Source organism: Streptomyces sp. 8N706, assembly GCF_052245415.1.
Lineage (GTDB): Bacteria > Actinomycetota > Actinomycetes > Streptomycetales > Streptomycetaceae > Streptomyces.
In genome coordinates this window covers 20,966-36,396 of the sequence record NZ_JBQQBW010000070.1, presented here as the reverse complement: position 1 = coordinate 36,396, position 15,431 = coordinate 20,966, and the positions used below count along the sequence as shown (strand labels likewise).

Annotated in this window: 18 protein-coding genes; 5 read left to right on the top strand and 13 right to left on the bottom strand. The window is 72.4% G+C overall.

Annotation, left to right across the window (positions count from 1 at the left end; translation table 11 throughout):
- Positions 1-65 precede the first annotated feature (65 nt).
- From hisF to hisD, 8 genes are all read right to left on the bottom strand, one after another.
- Entirely contained in the window at positions 66-836 is a 771-nt protein-coding gene (hisF, locus tag ACTWQE_RS23280; RefSeq protein ID WP_443330976.1) for an imidazole glycerol phosphate synthase subunit HisF, read from the bottom strand.
- A gap of 25 nt (positions 837-861) precedes the next feature.
- Positions 862-1,254 carry a RidA family protein gene (locus ACTWQE_RS23275; protein ID WP_443330975.1) on the bottom strand — a complete coding sequence of 131 codons (393 nt, stop codon included), beginning with the start codon at positions 1,252-1,254 and terminating at the stop codon, positions 862-864.
- Positions 1,255-1,268: 14 nt separating this feature from the next.
- The gene (gene priA, locus ACTWQE_RS23270) at positions 1,269-1,997 is read right to left on the bottom strand and encodes a bifunctional 1-(5-phosphoribosyl)-5-((5-phosphoribosylamino)methylideneamino)imidazole-4-carboxamide isomerase/phosphoribosylanthranilate isomerase PriA (protein ID WP_443330974.1); all 729 of its coding nucleotides are present in this window, start codon (positions 1,995-1,997) and stop codon (positions 1,269-1,271) included.
- A gap of 127 nt (positions 1,998-2,124) precedes the next feature.
- The gene (gene hisH / locus ACTWQE_RS23265; protein WP_443330973.1) at positions 2,125-2,769 is read right to left on the bottom strand and encodes an imidazole glycerol phosphate synthase subunit HisH; all 645 of its coding nucleotides are present in this window, start codon (positions 2,767-2,769) and stop codon (positions 2,125-2,127) included.
- Positions 2,766-2,933, bottom strand: a complete 168-nt coding sequence (locus ACTWQE_RS23260; protein WP_443330972.1) for a hypothetical protein — start codon at positions 2,931-2,933, stop codon at positions 2,766-2,768. The genes hisH and ACTWQE_RS23260 overlap by 4 nt, the downstream gene beginning before the upstream one ends.
- Positions 2,930-3,523 carry an imidazoleglycerol-phosphate dehydratase HisB gene (gene hisB, locus ACTWQE_RS23255; protein WP_443330971.1) on the bottom strand — a complete coding sequence of 198 codons (594 nt, stop codon included), beginning with the start codon at positions 3,521-3,523 and terminating at the stop codon, positions 2,930-2,932. The genes ACTWQE_RS23260 and hisB overlap by 4 nt, the downstream gene beginning before the upstream one ends.
- Positions 3,520-4,650, bottom strand: a complete 1,131-nt coding sequence (locus ACTWQE_RS23250; protein ID WP_443330970.1) for a histidinol-phosphate transaminase — start codon at positions 4,648-4,650, stop codon at positions 3,520-3,522. Before ACTWQE_RS23250 ends, hisB begins: the two co-directional genes overlap by 4 nt.
- Entirely contained in the window at positions 4,651-5,967 is a 1,317-nt protein-coding gene (hisD, locus tag ACTWQE_RS23245; RefSeq protein WP_443330969.1) for a histidinol dehydrogenase, read from the bottom strand.
- Between the two features lie 176 nt (positions 5,968-6,143).
- On the opposite strand from hisD, the gene ACTWQE_RS23240 reads away from it, so the two are divergent.
- The 4 genes from ACTWQE_RS23240 to ybaK all read left to right on the top strand — a co-directional run bounded on the left by ACTWQE_RS23240 (position 6,144) and on the right by ybaK (position 10,394).
- Positions 6,144-7,745 (top strand): oxidoreductase, encoded by a 1,602-nt coding sequence (locus ACTWQE_RS23240; protein WP_443330968.1) that lies wholly within the window; start codon positions 6,144-6,146, stop codon positions 7,743-7,745.
- Positions 7,746-8,017: 272 nt separating this feature from the next.
- Complete coding sequence (locus ACTWQE_RS23235) at positions 8,018-9,127, top strand: hypothetical protein (protein ID WP_443330967.1); 1,110 nt, start codon at positions 8,018-8,020, stop codon at positions 9,125-9,127.
- Positions 9,128-9,138: 11 nt separating this feature from the next.
- Positions 9,139-9,879, top strand: coding sequence for an LON peptidase substrate-binding domain-containing protein (locus ACTWQE_RS23230; protein ID WP_443330966.1), 741 nt, complete (start codon positions 9,139-9,141; stop codon positions 9,877-9,879).
- Between the two features lie 17 nt (positions 9,880-9,896).
- Positions 9,897-10,394: a Cys-tRNA(Pro) deacylase gene (gene ybaK / locus ACTWQE_RS23225; protein ID WP_443330965.1), complete on the top strand. Its 498-nt coding sequence runs from the start codon at positions 9,897-9,899 to the stop codon at positions 10,392-10,394.
- A gap of 352 nt (positions 10,395-10,746) precedes the next feature.
- Here the strand turns inward: ybaK and ACTWQE_RS23220 are convergent, their stop codons facing one another.
- The 5 genes from ACTWQE_RS23220 to ACTWQE_RS23200 all read right to left on the bottom strand — a co-directional run bounded on the left by ACTWQE_RS23220 (position 10,747) and on the right by ACTWQE_RS23200 (position 14,949).
- Complete coding sequence (locus ACTWQE_RS23220) at positions 10,747-11,349, bottom strand: DUF2567 domain-containing protein (protein WP_443330964.1); 603 nt, start codon at positions 11,347-11,349, stop codon at positions 10,747-10,749.
- A 59-nt stretch (positions 11,350-11,408) separates the two neighbouring features.
- Positions 11,409-12,236 carry an ABC transporter permease gene (locus ACTWQE_RS23215; protein WP_443330963.1) on the bottom strand — a complete coding sequence of 276 codons (828 nt, stop codon included), beginning with the start codon at positions 12,234-12,236 and terminating at the stop codon, positions 11,409-11,411.
- The gene (locus tag ACTWQE_RS23210; protein ID WP_443330962.1) at positions 12,233-12,364 is read right to left on the bottom strand and encodes a hypothetical protein; all 132 of its coding nucleotides are present in this window, start codon (positions 12,362-12,364) and stop codon (positions 12,233-12,235) included. Before ACTWQE_RS23210 ends, ACTWQE_RS23215 begins: the two co-directional genes overlap by 4 nt.
- Positions 12,361-13,395: an ABC transporter ATP-binding protein gene (locus ACTWQE_RS23205; RefSeq protein WP_443330961.1), complete on the bottom strand. Its 1,035-nt coding sequence runs from the start codon at positions 13,393-13,395 to the stop codon at positions 12,361-12,363. The genes ACTWQE_RS23210 and ACTWQE_RS23205 overlap by 4 nt, the downstream gene beginning before the upstream one ends.
- Positions 13,396-13,704: 309 nt before the next feature.
- Positions 13,705-14,949: an NYN domain-containing protein gene (locus ACTWQE_RS23200; RefSeq protein ID WP_443330960.1), complete on the bottom strand. Its 1,245-nt coding sequence runs from the start codon at positions 14,947-14,949 to the stop codon at positions 13,705-13,707.
- Between the two features lie 275 nt (positions 14,950-15,224).
- Between ACTWQE_RS23200 and ACTWQE_RS23195 the strand changes: the two genes are divergently transcribed.
- On the top strand, positions 15,225-15,398 hold the full coding sequence (locus ACTWQE_RS23195) for a hypothetical protein (RefSeq protein ID WP_443330959.1): 174 nt from the start codon (positions 15,225-15,227) through the stop codon (positions 15,396-15,398).
- Positions 15,399-15,431: the final 33 nt, after the last annotated feature.

Genomic DNA, 15,431 nt, shown 5'->3' with positions numbered 1-15,431 from the left:
GAGCGTGCACAGGGGGCCGGACCCGTCGGGCGCGCCCGGGGGGCGCGAGACCCTGCTCAGGCGTGTCAGCGGACCGGGTGGCCCGCCGAGCGCAGGGTCTTCTTGACCTCGCCGATCCGCAGGTCGCCGAAGTGGAAGACCGAGGCGGCCAGCACCGCGTCCGCTCCGGCCGCGACCGCCGGTGCGAAGTCGTCGAGCTTTCCCGCGCCGCCCGACGCGATCACCGGAATGGTGACGTGCTTGCGGACCGCCTCGATCATCGCCGTGTCGTAGCCGTCCTTCGTGCCGTCCGCGTCCATCGAGTTGAGCAGGATCTCGCCCGCGCCCAACTCCGCGGCGCGGTGAGCCCACTCGACGGCGTCCAGGCCCGTGCCACGGCGGCCGCCGTGCGTGGTGACCTCGAAACCGGAGTCCGTCACCGTCCCCTCCGGGCAGCGGCGGGCGTCCACCGACAGCACGAGCACCTGGCGGCCGAACCGCTCGGCGATCTCGCGGATCAACTCGGGGCGGGCGATCGCCGCGGTGTTGACGCCGACCTTGTCCGCACCGGCCCGCAGCAGCTTGTCGACATCCTGGGTCGTCCGTACGCCGCCGCCCACGGTCAGTGGGATGAAGACCTGCTCGGCGGTGCGGCGTACGACGTCGTACGTGGTCTCGCGGTCGCCGGAAGAGGCGGTGATGTCGAGGAAGGTCAGCTCGTCGGCACCCTCGGTGTCGTACAGCTTGGCCATCTCGACGGGGTCGCCCGCGTCACGCAGGTTCTGGAAATGGACGCCCTTGACGACCCGGCCGCCGTCCACGTCCAGGCAGGGAATGACTCGGACCGCCAGGGTCATGACTCTCCGGCTCTCTTTCTCCGCGTCAGCGGAACGCTTCTACTTCGACTTCGACCAGCACCCGCGAGTCCACGAAGCCGGAGACCACGACGAGGGTCGCGGCCGGGCGTACGGCGTCGAAGAGCTCCTTGTGGGCTCGGCCGACCGCGTCCACGTCACGCGCGTGCGTGAGGTACATACGGGTACGGATGACGTTCTCGGCGCCCAGACCGAACTTCTCCAGGGCCGAGAGCGCGTTACGGAAGGCGGCGAGCGCCTGTTCATAGGGGTCGCCCTCCCCTTGGAGCACCCTGCCGACGAATGGCATGGTGCCGGAGACGATCACCCGGTCCCCCGCCGCGACAGCGCGCGCGAAGCCGATCGTCTCCTCCCAGTGGCTGTCGGACTGCACTCGCTGGGCGGACTCGGACGACGTCATACGACTGCCTTCCTTCAGGAGGTGGCCTTCAACGCCTCTTCCAGCGTGAACGCCTTGGCGTAGAGGGCCTTGCCCACGATGGCGCCTTCGACACCCTCCGGCACCAGACTCGCGATGGCGCGCAGGTCGTCGAGCGAGGAGACGCCGCCCGAGGCGACCACCGGCTTGTCGGTCGCCGCGCAGACGTTCTTGAGCAGCTCCAGGTTCGGGCCCTGGAGCGTCCCGTCCTTGGCGATGTCGGTGACGACGTACCGCGCGCACCCCTCGGAGTCGAGCCGGGCGAGCGTCTCGTACAGGTCGCCGCCGTCGCGGGTCCAGCCGCGGCCGCGCAGCGTGGTGCCCCGTACGTCCAGGCCCACCGCGATCTTGTCGCCGTGCTCGGCGATCACCTTGGCGACCCACTCCGGGGTCTCCAGGGCGGCGGTTCCGAGGTTCACGCGGGTGCAGCCGGTGGCCAGGGCCGCGGCGAGCGTGTCGTCGTCGCGGATGCCGCCGGAGAGCTCGACCTTGATGTCCATGGAGCGGGCGACCTCGGCGATCCGGGCGCGGTTGTCACCGGTGCCGAACGCGGCGTCGAGGTCCACCAGATGCAGCCACTCGGCACCCGCCCGCTGCCAGGTGAGGGCGGCCTGCAGCGGGTCGCCGTAGGACGTCTCGGAGCCGGACTCGCCGTGGACCAGCCGGACGGCCTGGCCGTCGCGGACATCGACGGCGGGGAGGAGTTCGAGGCGGTGGGTGCTCATAGCGGGACCTTACGGTGAGGACTCGGGGAGGACGGGGACGGGCCGGCGGGGTGCTGCCTCTCGCCGCCGCCCGGGCCGCGGCGCAGGGCCGGGAACCGTGGGCGGACGGCGACGAGGCGCACTCCGGTCATAGCGTGTCGAGCCAGTTGCGGAGCAGGTGGGCTCCGGCGTCGCCGGACTTCTCGGGGTGGAACTGGGTCGCCCACAGCGGGCCGTTCTCCACGGCCGCGACGAACGGCTCGCCGTGTGTGGCCCAGGTGACCCTGGGGGCGCGGACGTTGGCGTTGCCCGCCTCGAAGTCCCAGGCGCGCACGGCGTAGGAGTGCACGAAGTAGTAGCGCGCGTCGGCGTCGAGGCCCGCGAAGAGCTGGGAGTCCTCCGCGGCCTTCACCGTGTTCCAGCCCATGTGCGGAACGACGGGCGCCCGCAGCGGCTCGACCGTGCCGGGCCACTCGTCCAGCCCCTCGGCCTCGACGCCGTGCTCGATGCCGCGGGCGAACAGGATCTGCATACCGACGCAGATGCCCATCACCGGGCGGCCGCCGGCGAGCCGCCGCCCGACGACCCAGTCGCCGCGCGCCTCCTGCAAGCCGGTCATACAGGCCGCGAAGGCGCCGACGCCCGGCACCAGCAGACCGTCGGCGGCCATGGCCTTGTCGTAGTCACGGGTGATCTCGACATCCGCGCCGGCGCGGGCGAGGGCCCGCTCGGCGGAGCGGACGTTACCGAATCCGTAGTCGAACACGACGACGCGCTTGGCGGTCCGGGTCATGCCCACACCCCCTCGAGTCGCAGGGCGCCGGCGACCAGGCACAGCGCGGAGGCCAGGCCCAGCAGCACGATGACGCCCTTGGGCATCTTCTGCTTGGAGAAGGAGTAGACGCCACCGAGCAGGAACAGTCCGACGATGATCAGAACGGTCGACAGGGTGTTCACAGCGCGCCCTTGGTGGAGGGGAGGATTCCGGCGGCGCGCGGGTCACGCTCGGAGGCATAGCGCAGCGCGCGGGCCAGGGCCTTGAACTGGCACTCCACGATGTGGTGGGCATTGCGCCCGTACGGCACGTGGACGTGCAGCGCGATCTGCGCCTGTGCGACGAAGGACTCCAGGATGTGCCGGGTCATCGTCGTGTCGTACTCGCCGATCATCGGCGCCATGTTCTCCGGCTCGCTGTGCACGAGGTACGGGCGGCCCGACAGGTCGACCGTGACCTGGGCGAGGGACTCGTCCAGCGGCACGGTGCAGTTGCCGAAGCGGTAGATACCGACCTTGTCGCCGAGCGCCTGCTTGAACGCGGCACCGAGGGCGATGGCGGTGTCCTCGATGGTGTGGTGGCTGTCGATGTGCAGGTCGCCGTCGGTCTTGACCGTGAGGTCGAACAGGCCGTGGCGGCCGAGCTGGTCGAGCATGTGGTCGTAGAAACCGACCCCGGTCGACACATCGACCTTTCCGGTGCCGTCGAGGTCGATCTCGACGACGACGGACGTCTCCTTGGTGGCGCGCTCCACGCGGCCCACGCGGCTCATCGGTTCTCCTTCGTGCTGCGTTCCTTCATCAGGGCCCGTACGGCGTCGAGGAACGCGTCGTTCTCGGCGGGGGTGCCGGCGCTGACCCGCAGCCAACCCGGTACGCCGTTGTCACGGACCAGCACGCCGTGGTCCAGCAGGGCCTGCCAGGTGGCGTGGGCGTCGTCGAAGCGGCCGAACTGGACGAAGTTGGCGTCCGAGTCGGTGACCTCGCAGCCCAGCGCACGGAGCTCGGTGACCAGGCGGTCCCGCTCGGCCTTGAGCTGCTCGACGTACCCGAGCAGCGTATCGGTGTGCTCCAGCGCCGCGAGCGCGGTGGCCTGGGTCACGGCGGACAGGTGGTACGGCAGACGGACCAGCTGGACGGCGTCCACGACCGCCGGGTCGGCGGCGAGATAGCCCAGCCGCAGTCCGGCGGCGCCGAAGGCCTTGGACATGGTGCGGCTGACGACGAGATTCCGCCGGCCCTCGATCAGCGGCAGCAGGGAGGGGTGGTGGCTGAACTCGCCGTACGCCTCGTCCACCACGACCAGCGCTCCGGCAGGCGTGGCCTCGGCGGCCTGCGCGGCCTCGTAGAGGGCGAGGACCGTGTCCGCGTCGACGGCCGTGCCGGTCGGGTTGTTCGGCGAGCAGACGAAGACCACCTCCGGCTTCCGCTCGCCGATGGCCCGGACGGCGGCCTCGACATCGATGGTGAAGTCGTCGTTGCGCGGCCCGGAGATCCAGCCGGTGCCGGTGCCGCGCGAGATCAGGGCGTGCATCGAGTACGAGGGCTCGAAGCCGATCGCCGTGCGGCCCGGCCCGCCGAAGGTCTGCAGCAGCTGCTGGATGACCTCGTTGGAGCCGTTGGCCGCCCAGACGTTGGCGAGGCCGACCTCGTGGCCGGCGGTGCGGGTGAGATAGCGGGCCAGCTCGGTGCGCAGCTCGACCGCGTCCCGGTCCGGGTAGCGGTTGAGGTGGCGGGCGGCTTCGGTGACACGCTCGCCGATGCGCCGCACCAGCGGCTCGGGCAGCGGGTACGGGTTCTCGTTGGTGTTCAGGCGTACCGGAACGTCGAGCTGCGGCGCTCCGTAGGGGGACTTGCCGCGCAGCTCGTCCCTGATGGGGAGATCGTCAATGCCGGTCACTTAGCTCGGCACCTTCCCATCGAACCTTGCCTTGAGGGCCGCCCCGTGCGCGGGCAGGTCCTCGGCCTCCGCGAGCGTCACCACGAGGCGGGTGATGTCGGAGAGGGCGTCGCGGGTGTAGTCCACGACATGGATGCCGCGCAGGAAGGACTGCACGGACAGGCCGGAGGAGTGGCAGGCGCAGCCGCCGGTGGGAAGGACGTGGTTGGAGCCCGCGCAGTAGTCGCCGAGCGACACCGGGGCGTAGGGGCCGACGAAGATCGCGCCGGCGTTCCGCACCCGGGCGGCGACCGCGGCCGCCTCGGCGGTCTGGATCTCCAGGTGCTCGGCGGCGTACGCGTCGACCACCCGCAAGCCCTCGTCCACACCGTCCACGAGGACGATGGCCGACTGCCGGCCGGCCAGGGCCTCGGTGATCCGCTCGCGGTGCCGGGCCACGCCGACCTGGGTCTTCAACTCGGCCTCGACCGCCTCCGCCAGTCCGGGCGAGTCGGTGACCAGCACGGCCGCGGCCAGAGTGTCGTGCTCGGCCTGGCTGATCAGGTCGGCGGCGACGTGCGCCGGGTCCGCGGTGGCGTCGGCGAGGATGGCGATCTCGGTCGGCCCGGCCTCGGCGTCAATGCCGATACGGCCCTTGAGCAGGCGCTTCGCGGCCGCCACATAGATATTGCCGGGGCCGGTGACCAGGTTGACCGGTCGGCACTCCTCCGTGCCGTAGGCGAACATGGCGATGGCCTGGGCGCCGCCGGCGGCGTACACCTCGTTGACGCCCAGCAGGGCGCAGGCGGCGAGGATCGTCGGGTGCGGCAGACCGCCGAAGGCCTTCTGGGGCGGCGAGGTGACCGCGACGGCGTCGACGCCCGCCTCCTGCGCGGGCACCACGTTCATCACCACGGACGACGGGTACACGGCCAGGCCGCCGGGGACGTACAGCCCGACGCGCTCGACGGGGACCCAGCGCTCCGTGACGGTGCCGCCGGGCACGACCCGGGTGGTGTGATCGGTGCGGCGCTGTTCGCGGTGGACGAGGCGGGCGCGGCGGATCGACTCCTCCAGCGCCTCCCTGACCTGCGGGTCCAGCTCCTCCAGAGCACGAGCGAGTGCCTCGGCCGGGACGCGGACCCGCTCGATCCGCACACCGTCGAACCGCTGCGCGTAGTCGATCAGCGCCGCGGTGCCACGATGGCGTACGTCGTCGCAGATCGGCCGCACCTTCTCCAGGGCGGCCTCGACGTCGAACTCGGCACGGGGCAGCAGGTCACGCAGAGCGGCGCCCTCGGGGAGGGCGTCACCGCGCAGATCGATTCGGGAGATCACGGAGTTAATTGTCTCAGACCCGGTCCGGCGGCCGTTCGCCCGTATCAATGGCTGATACGCACCCCGCCTTGATCCGCCCGTTACCCCTGACCGCTAGCGTTCAACCCGTTACGGAACGGGAATAGGGAGCGTGTACGTGCCGGATGGGCCGTGCGGCGCTGGAGGGGGTTGCGGAGGTGTCCGTGCCAGAGAACGGCGAGCCGCCGGAGGGACTTGAACTGACCACGGCGGAGTGGGGCATGTGGCAGGCGTTCCGCAATGGCAGCACACACGATCTTCGCACCCGCAATCCGGTGCACGACGATCCGAACGGGCAGTACGCGTGGGGCCCGGATCGCACCGTGCGTGCCCGCGTCGTCGCCCTGCTCCTGCTCGCCGGGCCTCCCGCGCAGCCCGGGCGAGTCGCCTCGCTCAAGCTGACCGGGGCGTACATCACCGGCAGTCTGGATCTGTCCGGCGGTTCCGTGGAGCCGTACGTCGAACTCCAGGGCTGCCGCTTCGAGCGCCAGGTGCTGCTGCCCGAGTGCCGGTTCTCGACCCTGCGGATGGTCTCCTGCTCCATTCCCCGGCTGGAGGGCGCCCGGCTTGCCACCGAGGGCGATCTGCATCTGCCGCGCTGCACGGTGCGCAACGGCATCCGGCTCACCGATGCGCACATCGGCACCGATCTGCTGCTCAACCAGCTCACGGTGCACAAGGACCGCAAGGGCCGCTCGATAGCCGCCGACGGGCTGACCGTGGCGCAGGACCTCCAGGCGGAGATGATCGAGTCCTATGGCGAGATCAGTATGCGCGGGGCGCAGATCGGCGTGTCACTGAGCCTGCGCGGCAGCCAGCTGCGCAATCCGTACGGGCGGTGGGCGCTCAACGCTCCCCAGCTGACCGTCGAACGGACGCTGTACATGACAGCGGCGGGCCTCAGCAGCTCGCCGTTCACCACCGGGTCGACACCCCCGTACGGGATCACCAACACCCCGACGCGGGGGACCCGGATGCAGCGCTTCGAGGCGGAGGGCGGCGTCCGGCTCGACGACGGGCGGTTCGGAGACGCGGTGGACTTCTACCAGGCGCGGTTCTCCCTGGAGGCGGACCAGGAGGTGTCCCTGCGCCGCATCCAGACGCCGGAACTGCGCTTCCTCGGGGAGCGGCCGCAGCGGGGGCGGGTGGTGCTCTCGGGTGCGAAGGTCGTCAACCTGGTCGACAAGTCGACGAGTTGGCCCGGTCCCGGCGGGCTTTCGATCGCCGGGTTCGCCTACGAGACCCTGATTGCGCGCGGGCACTTCCCGCTGGCCCGGCGGCTGGAATGGGTGGCGGCGGCGACTCCGGAGTACGCACCCGAACCGTACGAGCAGCTGGCCAACGCGCTGCGGGCGAGCGGCGAGGACGCCGAGGCCCGGCAGGTGCTGCTGGCCAAGCAGCGGCGGCGGCGGGAGACACTGCCGCTGGCGGGGAAGCTCTGGGGGTATCTCCAGGACTGGACGGTGGCGTACGGCTACAAGCCCGGGCGGGCCGCGCTGTGGATGGCGGTGCTGTGGGCGCTCGGCGCCGTGGTCTTCGACCGGAATCCGCCGGCCGAGCTCAAGAGCGGCGAGTCACCGCACTGGAATCCGGCGCTGTACGCCCTCGATCTGCTGCTGCCGGTGATCGACCTGGGCCAGGACAGCCACTGGAAGCCCCAGGGGCGGTTCCAGTGGGCGGCGGCGATGCTGATCGTACTGGGCTGGATCCTGGCCACGACGGTGGCGGCGGGGGCCTCACGGCTGCTGCGGCGGAGCTGACACGCGCAGCTGCGGCGCGGAGCTCACAAGCAGAGCTGACAAGCAGAGCTGACACGCCAAGCCGATGCGCGGACGGCTGTCCCGCCCCGTTCACTCAAGGCGGTGGCGGACTGCCACGTTCGGGTGACTTTTACCCGGCCTTGGCCATTCCGCAGGCAACCTTTTCGTTGATGCCGAAGCGTCATCGAATCCCGCTGACACCGCTCCGACCTGCGGTTTAATACGGAGGAGCGGCCCGTCCGTGCGGTGCCGCTCCTACTGCCGGAGGCTTCATGGTCTTCCTCCGCGCCCTGATCAACACCGCGCGCATGATCCGCCACACACCAGGGCTCGCCGCTGGTCTGACGCCGGATGACGAGGTGCTGCTCGACGCGCCCGACGAACGGCTGGCCCCCGCCCTGGCGGCCGCCGGGCGGGGCGATCACCGGCCTGCCGCCGCGCTGCTCGCCGCGACCCGGGAAGCCGCCGAGTGGGAGTCGCGCGACCGCTACAGCACATCGCTCGCCGTCTTCGCCCAGTCCCGCCCGGGCTGGTTCACGGACTGGCGGGCCGCCGCGCCGCGCGATCCGGACGCGGCGCTCCTCCGGGCCGAGCTGGCCGTGCGCAGCGCCTGGGAGCGGCCCGCCCGCGCCGAAGCCCTGCGGGAGACCGTCCCGCTCGTGGAGGCCGCCGCGGCGGCGTGCCCACGCGACCCCGTGCCGTGGCGTATCGCCCTGGACCAGGCGCGCGGCGTCCGGGCGGGGCGGGCGGACTTCGACCTCCTGTGGAAGGAGGCCGTACTCCGCTCCCCGCATCACTACGGCTGCCATGTCGCGGCACTGCGGTGGTACGGCTCGTTCGGGGAGCGCTTCGCCTTCGCCGAACGGGCGGCGGAGCAGGCACTGCCCGGCTCGCTGCTGCACGCGCTGCCGGTCCGGGCGGCCTTCGAGGCGCCGGACGGTGACAGCCCGGTGCCCGAGGAGCGCTTGGACGCCCTGCCCGGCGAACGGTTCGGCCCCCTGGCCGACGTACGGATCGGCGCCGTGCCCGACGAACGGATCGCGGGCGTGGCCGAGGAGCCGGTCGATGCCGTGTCCGAGGAGCGGATCGATGCCGCCGCCGACCGGGCCGTCGCTCTGTCCGCCCGCTACGAGCCCGGCGACCCCTGGCCCGCCGAGGTCCGCAACCTCCTTGCCCATGTCCTCATCACCCGGGGGCGCTGGGCCGACGCCCTCGAACAGTTCCGGTTGATCGGCCCCCGCGCCACGGCGTTCCCGTGGAGCCGCATCTCCGACGACCCGCTCGGCCAGTTCCTCGAACTGCGCGACGGCGTGCGTATCCAGCTCGCCTCCACGATGCCCCTGTGGCGACGGCCTGGCAGCTCTCCCGGCCAAGACCATTAGGCTTGACCGTCGTGACCATCGCACGCCTGCCGCTCTTTCCCCTGAACTCGGTGCTGTTCCCGGGCCTCGTCCTGCCCTTGAACATCTTCGAAGAGCGGTATCGCGCCCTGATGCGCGACCTGTTGAAGCTGGACGAGGACGCACCGCGCCGGTTCGCGGTGGTCGCCATCCGCGACGGCCGCGAGGTCGCGCCGAGCGCTCCCGGCATGCCGGACGCGACCGCCCTGCCGGAGCACGGGCCCGCGGCCGGGTTCGGCGACGACCCGATCAAGGCCTTCCACACGGTGGGCTGCGTCGCGGACGCCGCCACCATCAGGGAGAAGGAGGACGGCGGGTTCGATGTGCTGGCCACCGGCACCACCCGCTTCCGGCTGCTGTCGGTCGACGCCTCCGGCCCGTATCTCGTCGGCGAGTTGGAGGAGATCCCGGAGGAGCCGGGCGAGGGGGCGGGGGCGCTCGCCTCGGGTGTCCTGCGGGCCTTCCGCACGTACCAGAAGCGGCTGGCCGGGGCGAACGAGCGGTCACTGAGCACCGAACAGGACCTGCCGGACGAACCGTCCGTGCTGTCCTATCTGGTCGCCGCGGCGGCCGTCCTCGACACGCCGTCCAAACAGCGGCTGCTGGAGGCCTCCGACACCGCCCACCGGCTCGGGCAGGAGCTGGAGATCCTGCGCGCGGAGAGCGCGGTGATCCGCAACATCCCCTCACTGCCCGCGGTCGATCTGACCCGGAAGCCGACCAGCCCCAACTGAGCGAAGGTTCCCGCGCCGTGGCGAAGAAGAAGCAGAAACAGAGCGGTGGCACGCCTGCCACGGTCGCCCTGGCCGCGTCCGGCAGGACGTTCACCGTGCACTCCTACGAGCACGACCCCGCGGCACCCTCGTACGGCGAGGAGGCGGCACGGGCTCTGGGAGTGGAACCCGCGCGGGTGTTCAAGACCCTTCTCACCGAGGTCGACGGCGCGCTGACGGTCGCGGTGGTACCGGTCGCGGGGTCGCTCGACCTGAAGGCACTGGCGTCGGCGCTCGGCGGCAAGCGGGCGGCGATGGCGGACCCGGCGGCGGCCGAACGCGCCACGGGCTATGTCCGCGGCGGCATCTCACCCCTGGGGCAACGGCGCCGGCTGCCCACGGTGCTCGACGTATCGGCCTCGGCCCATACGACGGTGTGCGTCTCGGCGGGCCGCAGGGGTCTGGAGATCGAACTGGCCCCCGCGGACCTGGCGGCGCTCACGGACGCGGTCCTGGCTCCGATCGCCCGGCCGTAACGCGCCCGCGGGGCCGTGGGCCCCGCGCCCCCTTACGCAACCACCGGACCGTGGGCCGGCTCACCCGCCATCGCGCAACCACCGGACCGTGGGACCCTCGCCCGGCCACCGGGCGTCAGGCTCCGCGCCCTCACCGCGCCGCCACCGGGCGTAGACCCGCACGCCCTCACGGCGCGACCACCGGACCGTAGACCCGTTCACCTGGCCATAGCGGCGCAAGCACCAGGCCGTGGAACCACTCCCCCGGCCATAGCTCAACCACCGGACCGTGGGACCCTCGCCCGGCCACCTGCGTCACGCGCCCTACCCCGCGGGGCCCGCCCTTCGGGCGGACGGCGGGGAACACGCCTGCCTAGTACTCCGGCTCCGGGTCGCGGGGGCCGAAAAAGCCCGTCAGTGCGAGATGGAGCGCCGCCGCCGCGATGGGCCACGCCAGCAGGGCGCCCTTCGCCCGCAACTGCAGCGGCGCGTCGAACACCGCGCCCTTGCCCAGCGATCGGGCGTGCGCGGCTACGTCCTGCGGCGGGCCGAGCCATACGCCCAGCCGCCAGGCGACGACCGACCCCAGCAGTCCGCCGACCGCCAGGGCCACCACCAACGCGATGCCCCCGCGCCGGAAGAGGCAGAAGACGACCAGTGCGGCCAGGGCGCCGAAGCCCAGCGCGAGCAGCACGAACGTGCCGTCCGCGCCCACCGCTTCCTCGCCCTCGGAGTTCTTGAAGTAGACCGCCTTGCCGTCCGAGATCAGCGGGACCCTCGGCGCCAGCCACAGCCACAGCAGGCCCAGGAGCACTCCCGCGGAGGTGAGGGCCAGGGCCAGAAGCACGGCCCGTCGCACCTCGGCGCGCGGCCCCGGCTCTTCCTCCGCGGCGGCCGGCTCGGGCCCGCGGGCGTCGGCCGGCTTGCGCCATGGGTCGTGCGAGGGCTGGCCGTGCGGTGTCATTGGTGCGGTCACACCGCCATCGTGCCAGCCGGGCGCCGTGCCACGGTCGGCAGGACGGTGGTCGGGGCGCGTCATCGGACCGCCGCCCGCCGGTAGGCCCAAGTGGCCACGGCCAGTGAGGCCACGCCCACGGCCGCGCAGACGGCCAGATCCCCACCGACGGCCGGCCAGTCGGGTTCCGCCTCGAACGTACGGGCGAGCGCCTCGACCCCGTAGGTGGACGGCAGCAGGTCCCGCGCCCAGGCCACGGGGCCGGGCAGATGCGCGGCGGGGAGCACACCGAGCAGCAGCGCGGCGGACATGCCCAACTGACCGAGCAGTGTGGCGAGTTCCTGGCGGGGCGCGAGCAGCCCGAGCGCCGCGCCGAGACCGGCCAGGGCGGCACCCGCGAGCGGGATCACGGCGGCCAGCACCCACAGGTTCACCAGCGGCAGCTGAAAGAGCACACTGCCCACCACGGCCGTGACGACCGTGCCCGGGGCGGTGAAGGAGGCGTACGCCCCCGCCGCTCCGAGCACCACCGCCGCGGGCGGCACCGGCAGCGTGGCGTAGTGGTCGAGGCCGCCGCTCGCCCGTAGCTGTCCGAAGTACTGGGCGAGCAGATTGAGCGCCACGAAGGCCACCACCAGCACGCTGGACCCGGCGACCACGGCGCGGGCCTCGTCGCCGCCGTCGACCACGCCGCGCATCAGCACCATGATCCCGACGCTCTGGAACGTCGCCACGAACAGCAGCGGGATCCGGGCCACCCGGGCCCGCGACATCTGGGCCCGGTAGACGGCGGCCAGCGCGGGCAGCAGCCGGGCGCGCGACGCCAGCGGCGCGGCCCCGCTGTCCTCGGACCACGCCCGGTCGGTCCGCGCCCGGACGGACACGGGCTCCGCAGGCACGACACTCACGTTGCGCTGCTCCTGTTCGTTGCGGTCTGCCGGACGGCACGGATGACGCGGATGACGCGGATGACGCGGGCGGTGCGGAGAACGTGGACGGCGTGGACGGCCTGTACGGCGTGGAGCGCGGCGGTCATCCCTTCACCAGGCCCTCGGTGCGGCCGCCGAGCGCCAGATAGACATCCTCGAGGCTGGGCGTGATGAGAGTGAAGTCGTCGAGTGCCGCGAAGGCCGAGCCGCCGGTGACGGCGCCGACCGCGGCCCGGGCCTCGTCCGGGGACAGCCGCAGCGTCCAGCGGCGCCCCGACTCCCTCGCGGACGCGCGCAGCGCCGCGACCTCGGGCACCTCGAGCGGGGCCCGGTCCCGCCAGACGAGTTCCAGGCGCACCTCGTCGGCGACGAGCGCCTTCAGGCCGCTCGGCGTGTCGCAGGCGATCACCTTGCCCCGCTCCAGCACCGCGACCCGGTCCAGAACCGTCTCCGCCTCGATGACGTTGTGGGTGACGAGCAGGACCGTCGCGCCACGCTCGGCGCGGCGGCGGTCCACGGCGGCCCACACCGCCCTCCGGGCCACGGGGTCCATACCGGTGGTCGGTTCGTCGAGGACGAGTACGGGCCGGTCGCCGACCAGCGCCGAGGCGAAGCAGGCGAGCCGTCGCTGACCGCCGGAGAGCCGCTTGAGCGGCCGCCCGGCGATCTCGGCGAGCCCCAGCTCGTCCAGGACCGCGTCCCGCTCGGCGCGAGCCGTGCGGAGGTCGAGACCCCGCAGCCGGCCGGTGGTCTCCGCGGCGAGCGCGACGGTCAGCTCGTCGAGTGCGGTGGACTCCTGGCCGAGATAGCCGACCAGGCGCGCCGCCCGGTCGGGGTGGCGTACAAGATCGTGGCCGAGCACACGGACACTGCCCGCATCGGGGCGCATGAGCCCCGTCAGCTGGCGTACGAGGGTGGACTTGCCGGCGCCGTTCGGGCCGAGCAGCCCGAAGATCTCGCCACGGCGGACGTCGAGGGTGATGCCGTCGCTGGCCCTGACGGCGGGCGCGGCGGGCCGGCCCCGGCGGGCCCGCGCCGCGGGATAGGTCTTGACCAGGTCCCGTACGGCGCACGCGGGCGCGGCTCCCGCCGCTTCGGCTCCGACGCCGCGCCCTGCCTGTGCTGTGCCCGTGCTCACGAGCAATGAGGGTACGCGTCCGGACCGGTGCACCGGTCCTCGGGGGCGATTCGTCCGTTCCGCCGGTGTCTCCGTCGGGGGCCTTGTGTCTCCGTCGGTGCCGTCAGTCGCCGGAGGGGCGTCGGACGGCGCTGACCGGGTGTGTGTGCCTCCGGCGGGCCTGGAGTGGCGTCGACGGTTGCGGGACTCCGGCGGGGCTCTGTCCACCCGGGCGCCCGGCCCCCCGGCCCTGGCAGGGCGTCCTTCTCCGCCCGGACCCACGGCCCCGGCGCGCCTCGGTGTTCTGTGGACCCGCGTGGCCCGGAGCACCTATGTGTCGTCGGATGCGGCACGGTCGGAAGGCGTACGCGTGTCCACCTCGCGCCAGAAACCGGCGCGGATCGCGTAGCGGTCGTGCTCGTCGATCTGGTCGTCCTTGTGGGCGAGGAGGCCGAAGCGCGCCGCGTACCGCAGCAGCTCACCGTCGATCCGGTGCGGAATCCTCGGGTACTCCCGGGACACCTGCTGGAGGTGGGTGGCGGAGGACAACCGCTCGGTCCAGCGGCGGGCGAAGACCTGGCCCACTTCGAAGGGGTCGCCGCTCACGGCCGTGATGTCCTCCTCACGGTCCGCCCAGCGCTGCTCGGCGCTGGTGAGCTGGGCCAGCGTGGGCAGGGACGCCGTTTCCGGAGGCTCGAGGGGGCCTCCGCGCTCGACCCAGCCCCGGTCGGAGGACCAGCGGAGCGTGGCGCCGGCCGGTTGCTGGGGCTGGCTGGTGTGGGCCCGGCCGAGCCCGGCCAGATCCTTCGGCGTCGGGACGCCCTTGGGGCCGGTGGCGTCGGGGGCTCCCGGGGCGGGGGCGGCCGGCGCGGCCGCCGGCGTTCCGGCCGTGGAGCCGTTGGCCGACGTGGGGCTCGCCGTCACGCCGCGGCTGCCGCCATGGGCGCCGGACTCCGGCAGCGGGGCGGAGAGGATCGCGGCGATCTCGGGACCGGGGGCCGGAGGCGGCGCGCAGGGGCCGATCAGCTCCTTGGCCCGTACGGCCCGGGTGATCCACGCACGGTCCAGGACCCGGCGCTCATCGGCCTCGGCGACGAGGTCCTCGGACTGGTTGTAGTCGCCGTCGGCGGCCTGCACGGCCCACAGATGGACGGCCACGCCGTGCTCCTTGGCGTCCATCAGGCCGGGCAGCAGATCGCCGTCGCCGGTGACCAGGACGATGTCGGAGCAGGCACGGTTACGGGCCAGTTCGGTGAGCTCGGCGTGCATGGCGGCGTCGACGCCTTTCTGCGCCCAGCGCCCGTCGCTCCGGGTGAGCGCGCCGAGCCGTACGGTCACACGCGGCATGACGCGCAGCCGCCGGTGCTCCGGCTGCGGTACTCGGTCGGGAGCGCCGTCGAACCAGTAGATCCTCAGGAGCGGCTGCTCGGTGTCCGCCTCGGCGCGCTCCCGCAGTTCCTGGATGAGGGCGGCGTGGTCAACGGAGATCCGTGACCGGGCAGGCTCCCCGGCGAGGAGGCTCGCGGCGGCGCCCAACAGGTATCCGGCGTCCACCAGAACGACGCAGCGGTCCACGTTGCACCCTCTTTTCGTGAGTCGGTCGCCCCCGTGAACGGCTTCGCTTCGGGTTTCCTTCGAGTCTGCCCGACCGTACGGGGGTTATCAGCCGGAACTCGATCATCGGCGTGGCGGATACGGGCACATGGCCCCAGTCATCCTTTTCACTCAGGGTAATTGCACGAAATGCGTTCATTGTCATCACGTGCGAGCGTTATTTCCCGAAGCGGCCCCGGCTTTCCCGCCGGGCCGCAGGCCAGGGTTCCGCGATCCCCCTCACAGGAGGCACGATCATGGCCAAGAACAAGAACCGAGATCGCAGGCGTGCGCCGAGCCGCGGTGCCGCCGAGCGCGGCGAGGAGCAGGCCGGGAGCGCGATCGACGCGCAGGCCGAACAGCGGCAGTCGCCCATCACTCCCGCGGACATGCCGAGCCGGAAGTCCCAGAAGCGGTTCGGCCACAACTGACCTCCACCGCTGAACGAACGAAGGGCGCGCCCG

Excerpts from the sequence above, each read along its gene's own strand:
- hisB (WP_443330971.1), bottom strand. The coding sequence starts at position 3,523 with ATGAGCCGCGTGGGCCGCGTGGAGCGCGCCACCAAGGAGACGTCCGTC.
- ACTWQE_RS23235 (WP_443330967.1), top strand. The coding sequence starts at position 8,018 with ATGGTCTTCCTCCGCGCCCTGATCAACACCGCGCGCATGATCCGCCAC.
- priA (WP_443330974.1), bottom strand. The coding sequence starts at position 1,997 with ATGAGCACCCACCGCCTCGAACTCCTCCCCGCCGTCGATGTCCGCGAC.
- hisH (WP_443330973.1), bottom strand. The coding sequence starts at position 2,769 with ATGACCCGGACCGCCAAGCGCGTCGTCGTGTTCGACTACGGATTCGGT.
- ACTWQE_RS23275 (WP_443330975.1), bottom strand. The coding sequence starts at position 1,254 with ATGACGTCGTCCGAGTCCGCCCAGCGAGTGCAGTCCGACAGCCACTGG.
- hisF (WP_443330976.1), bottom strand. The coding sequence starts at position 836 with ATGACCCTGGCGGTCCGAGTCATTCCCTGCCTGGACGTGGACGGCGGC.
- ACTWQE_RS23210 (WP_443330962.1), bottom strand. The coding sequence starts at position 12,364 with ATGACCGCCGCGCTCCACGCCGTACAGGCCGTCCACGCCGTCCACGTT.
- ACTWQE_RS23195 (WP_443330959.1), top strand. The coding sequence starts at position 15,225 with ATGGCCAAGAACAAGAACCGAGATCGCAGGCGTGCGCCGAGCCGCGGT.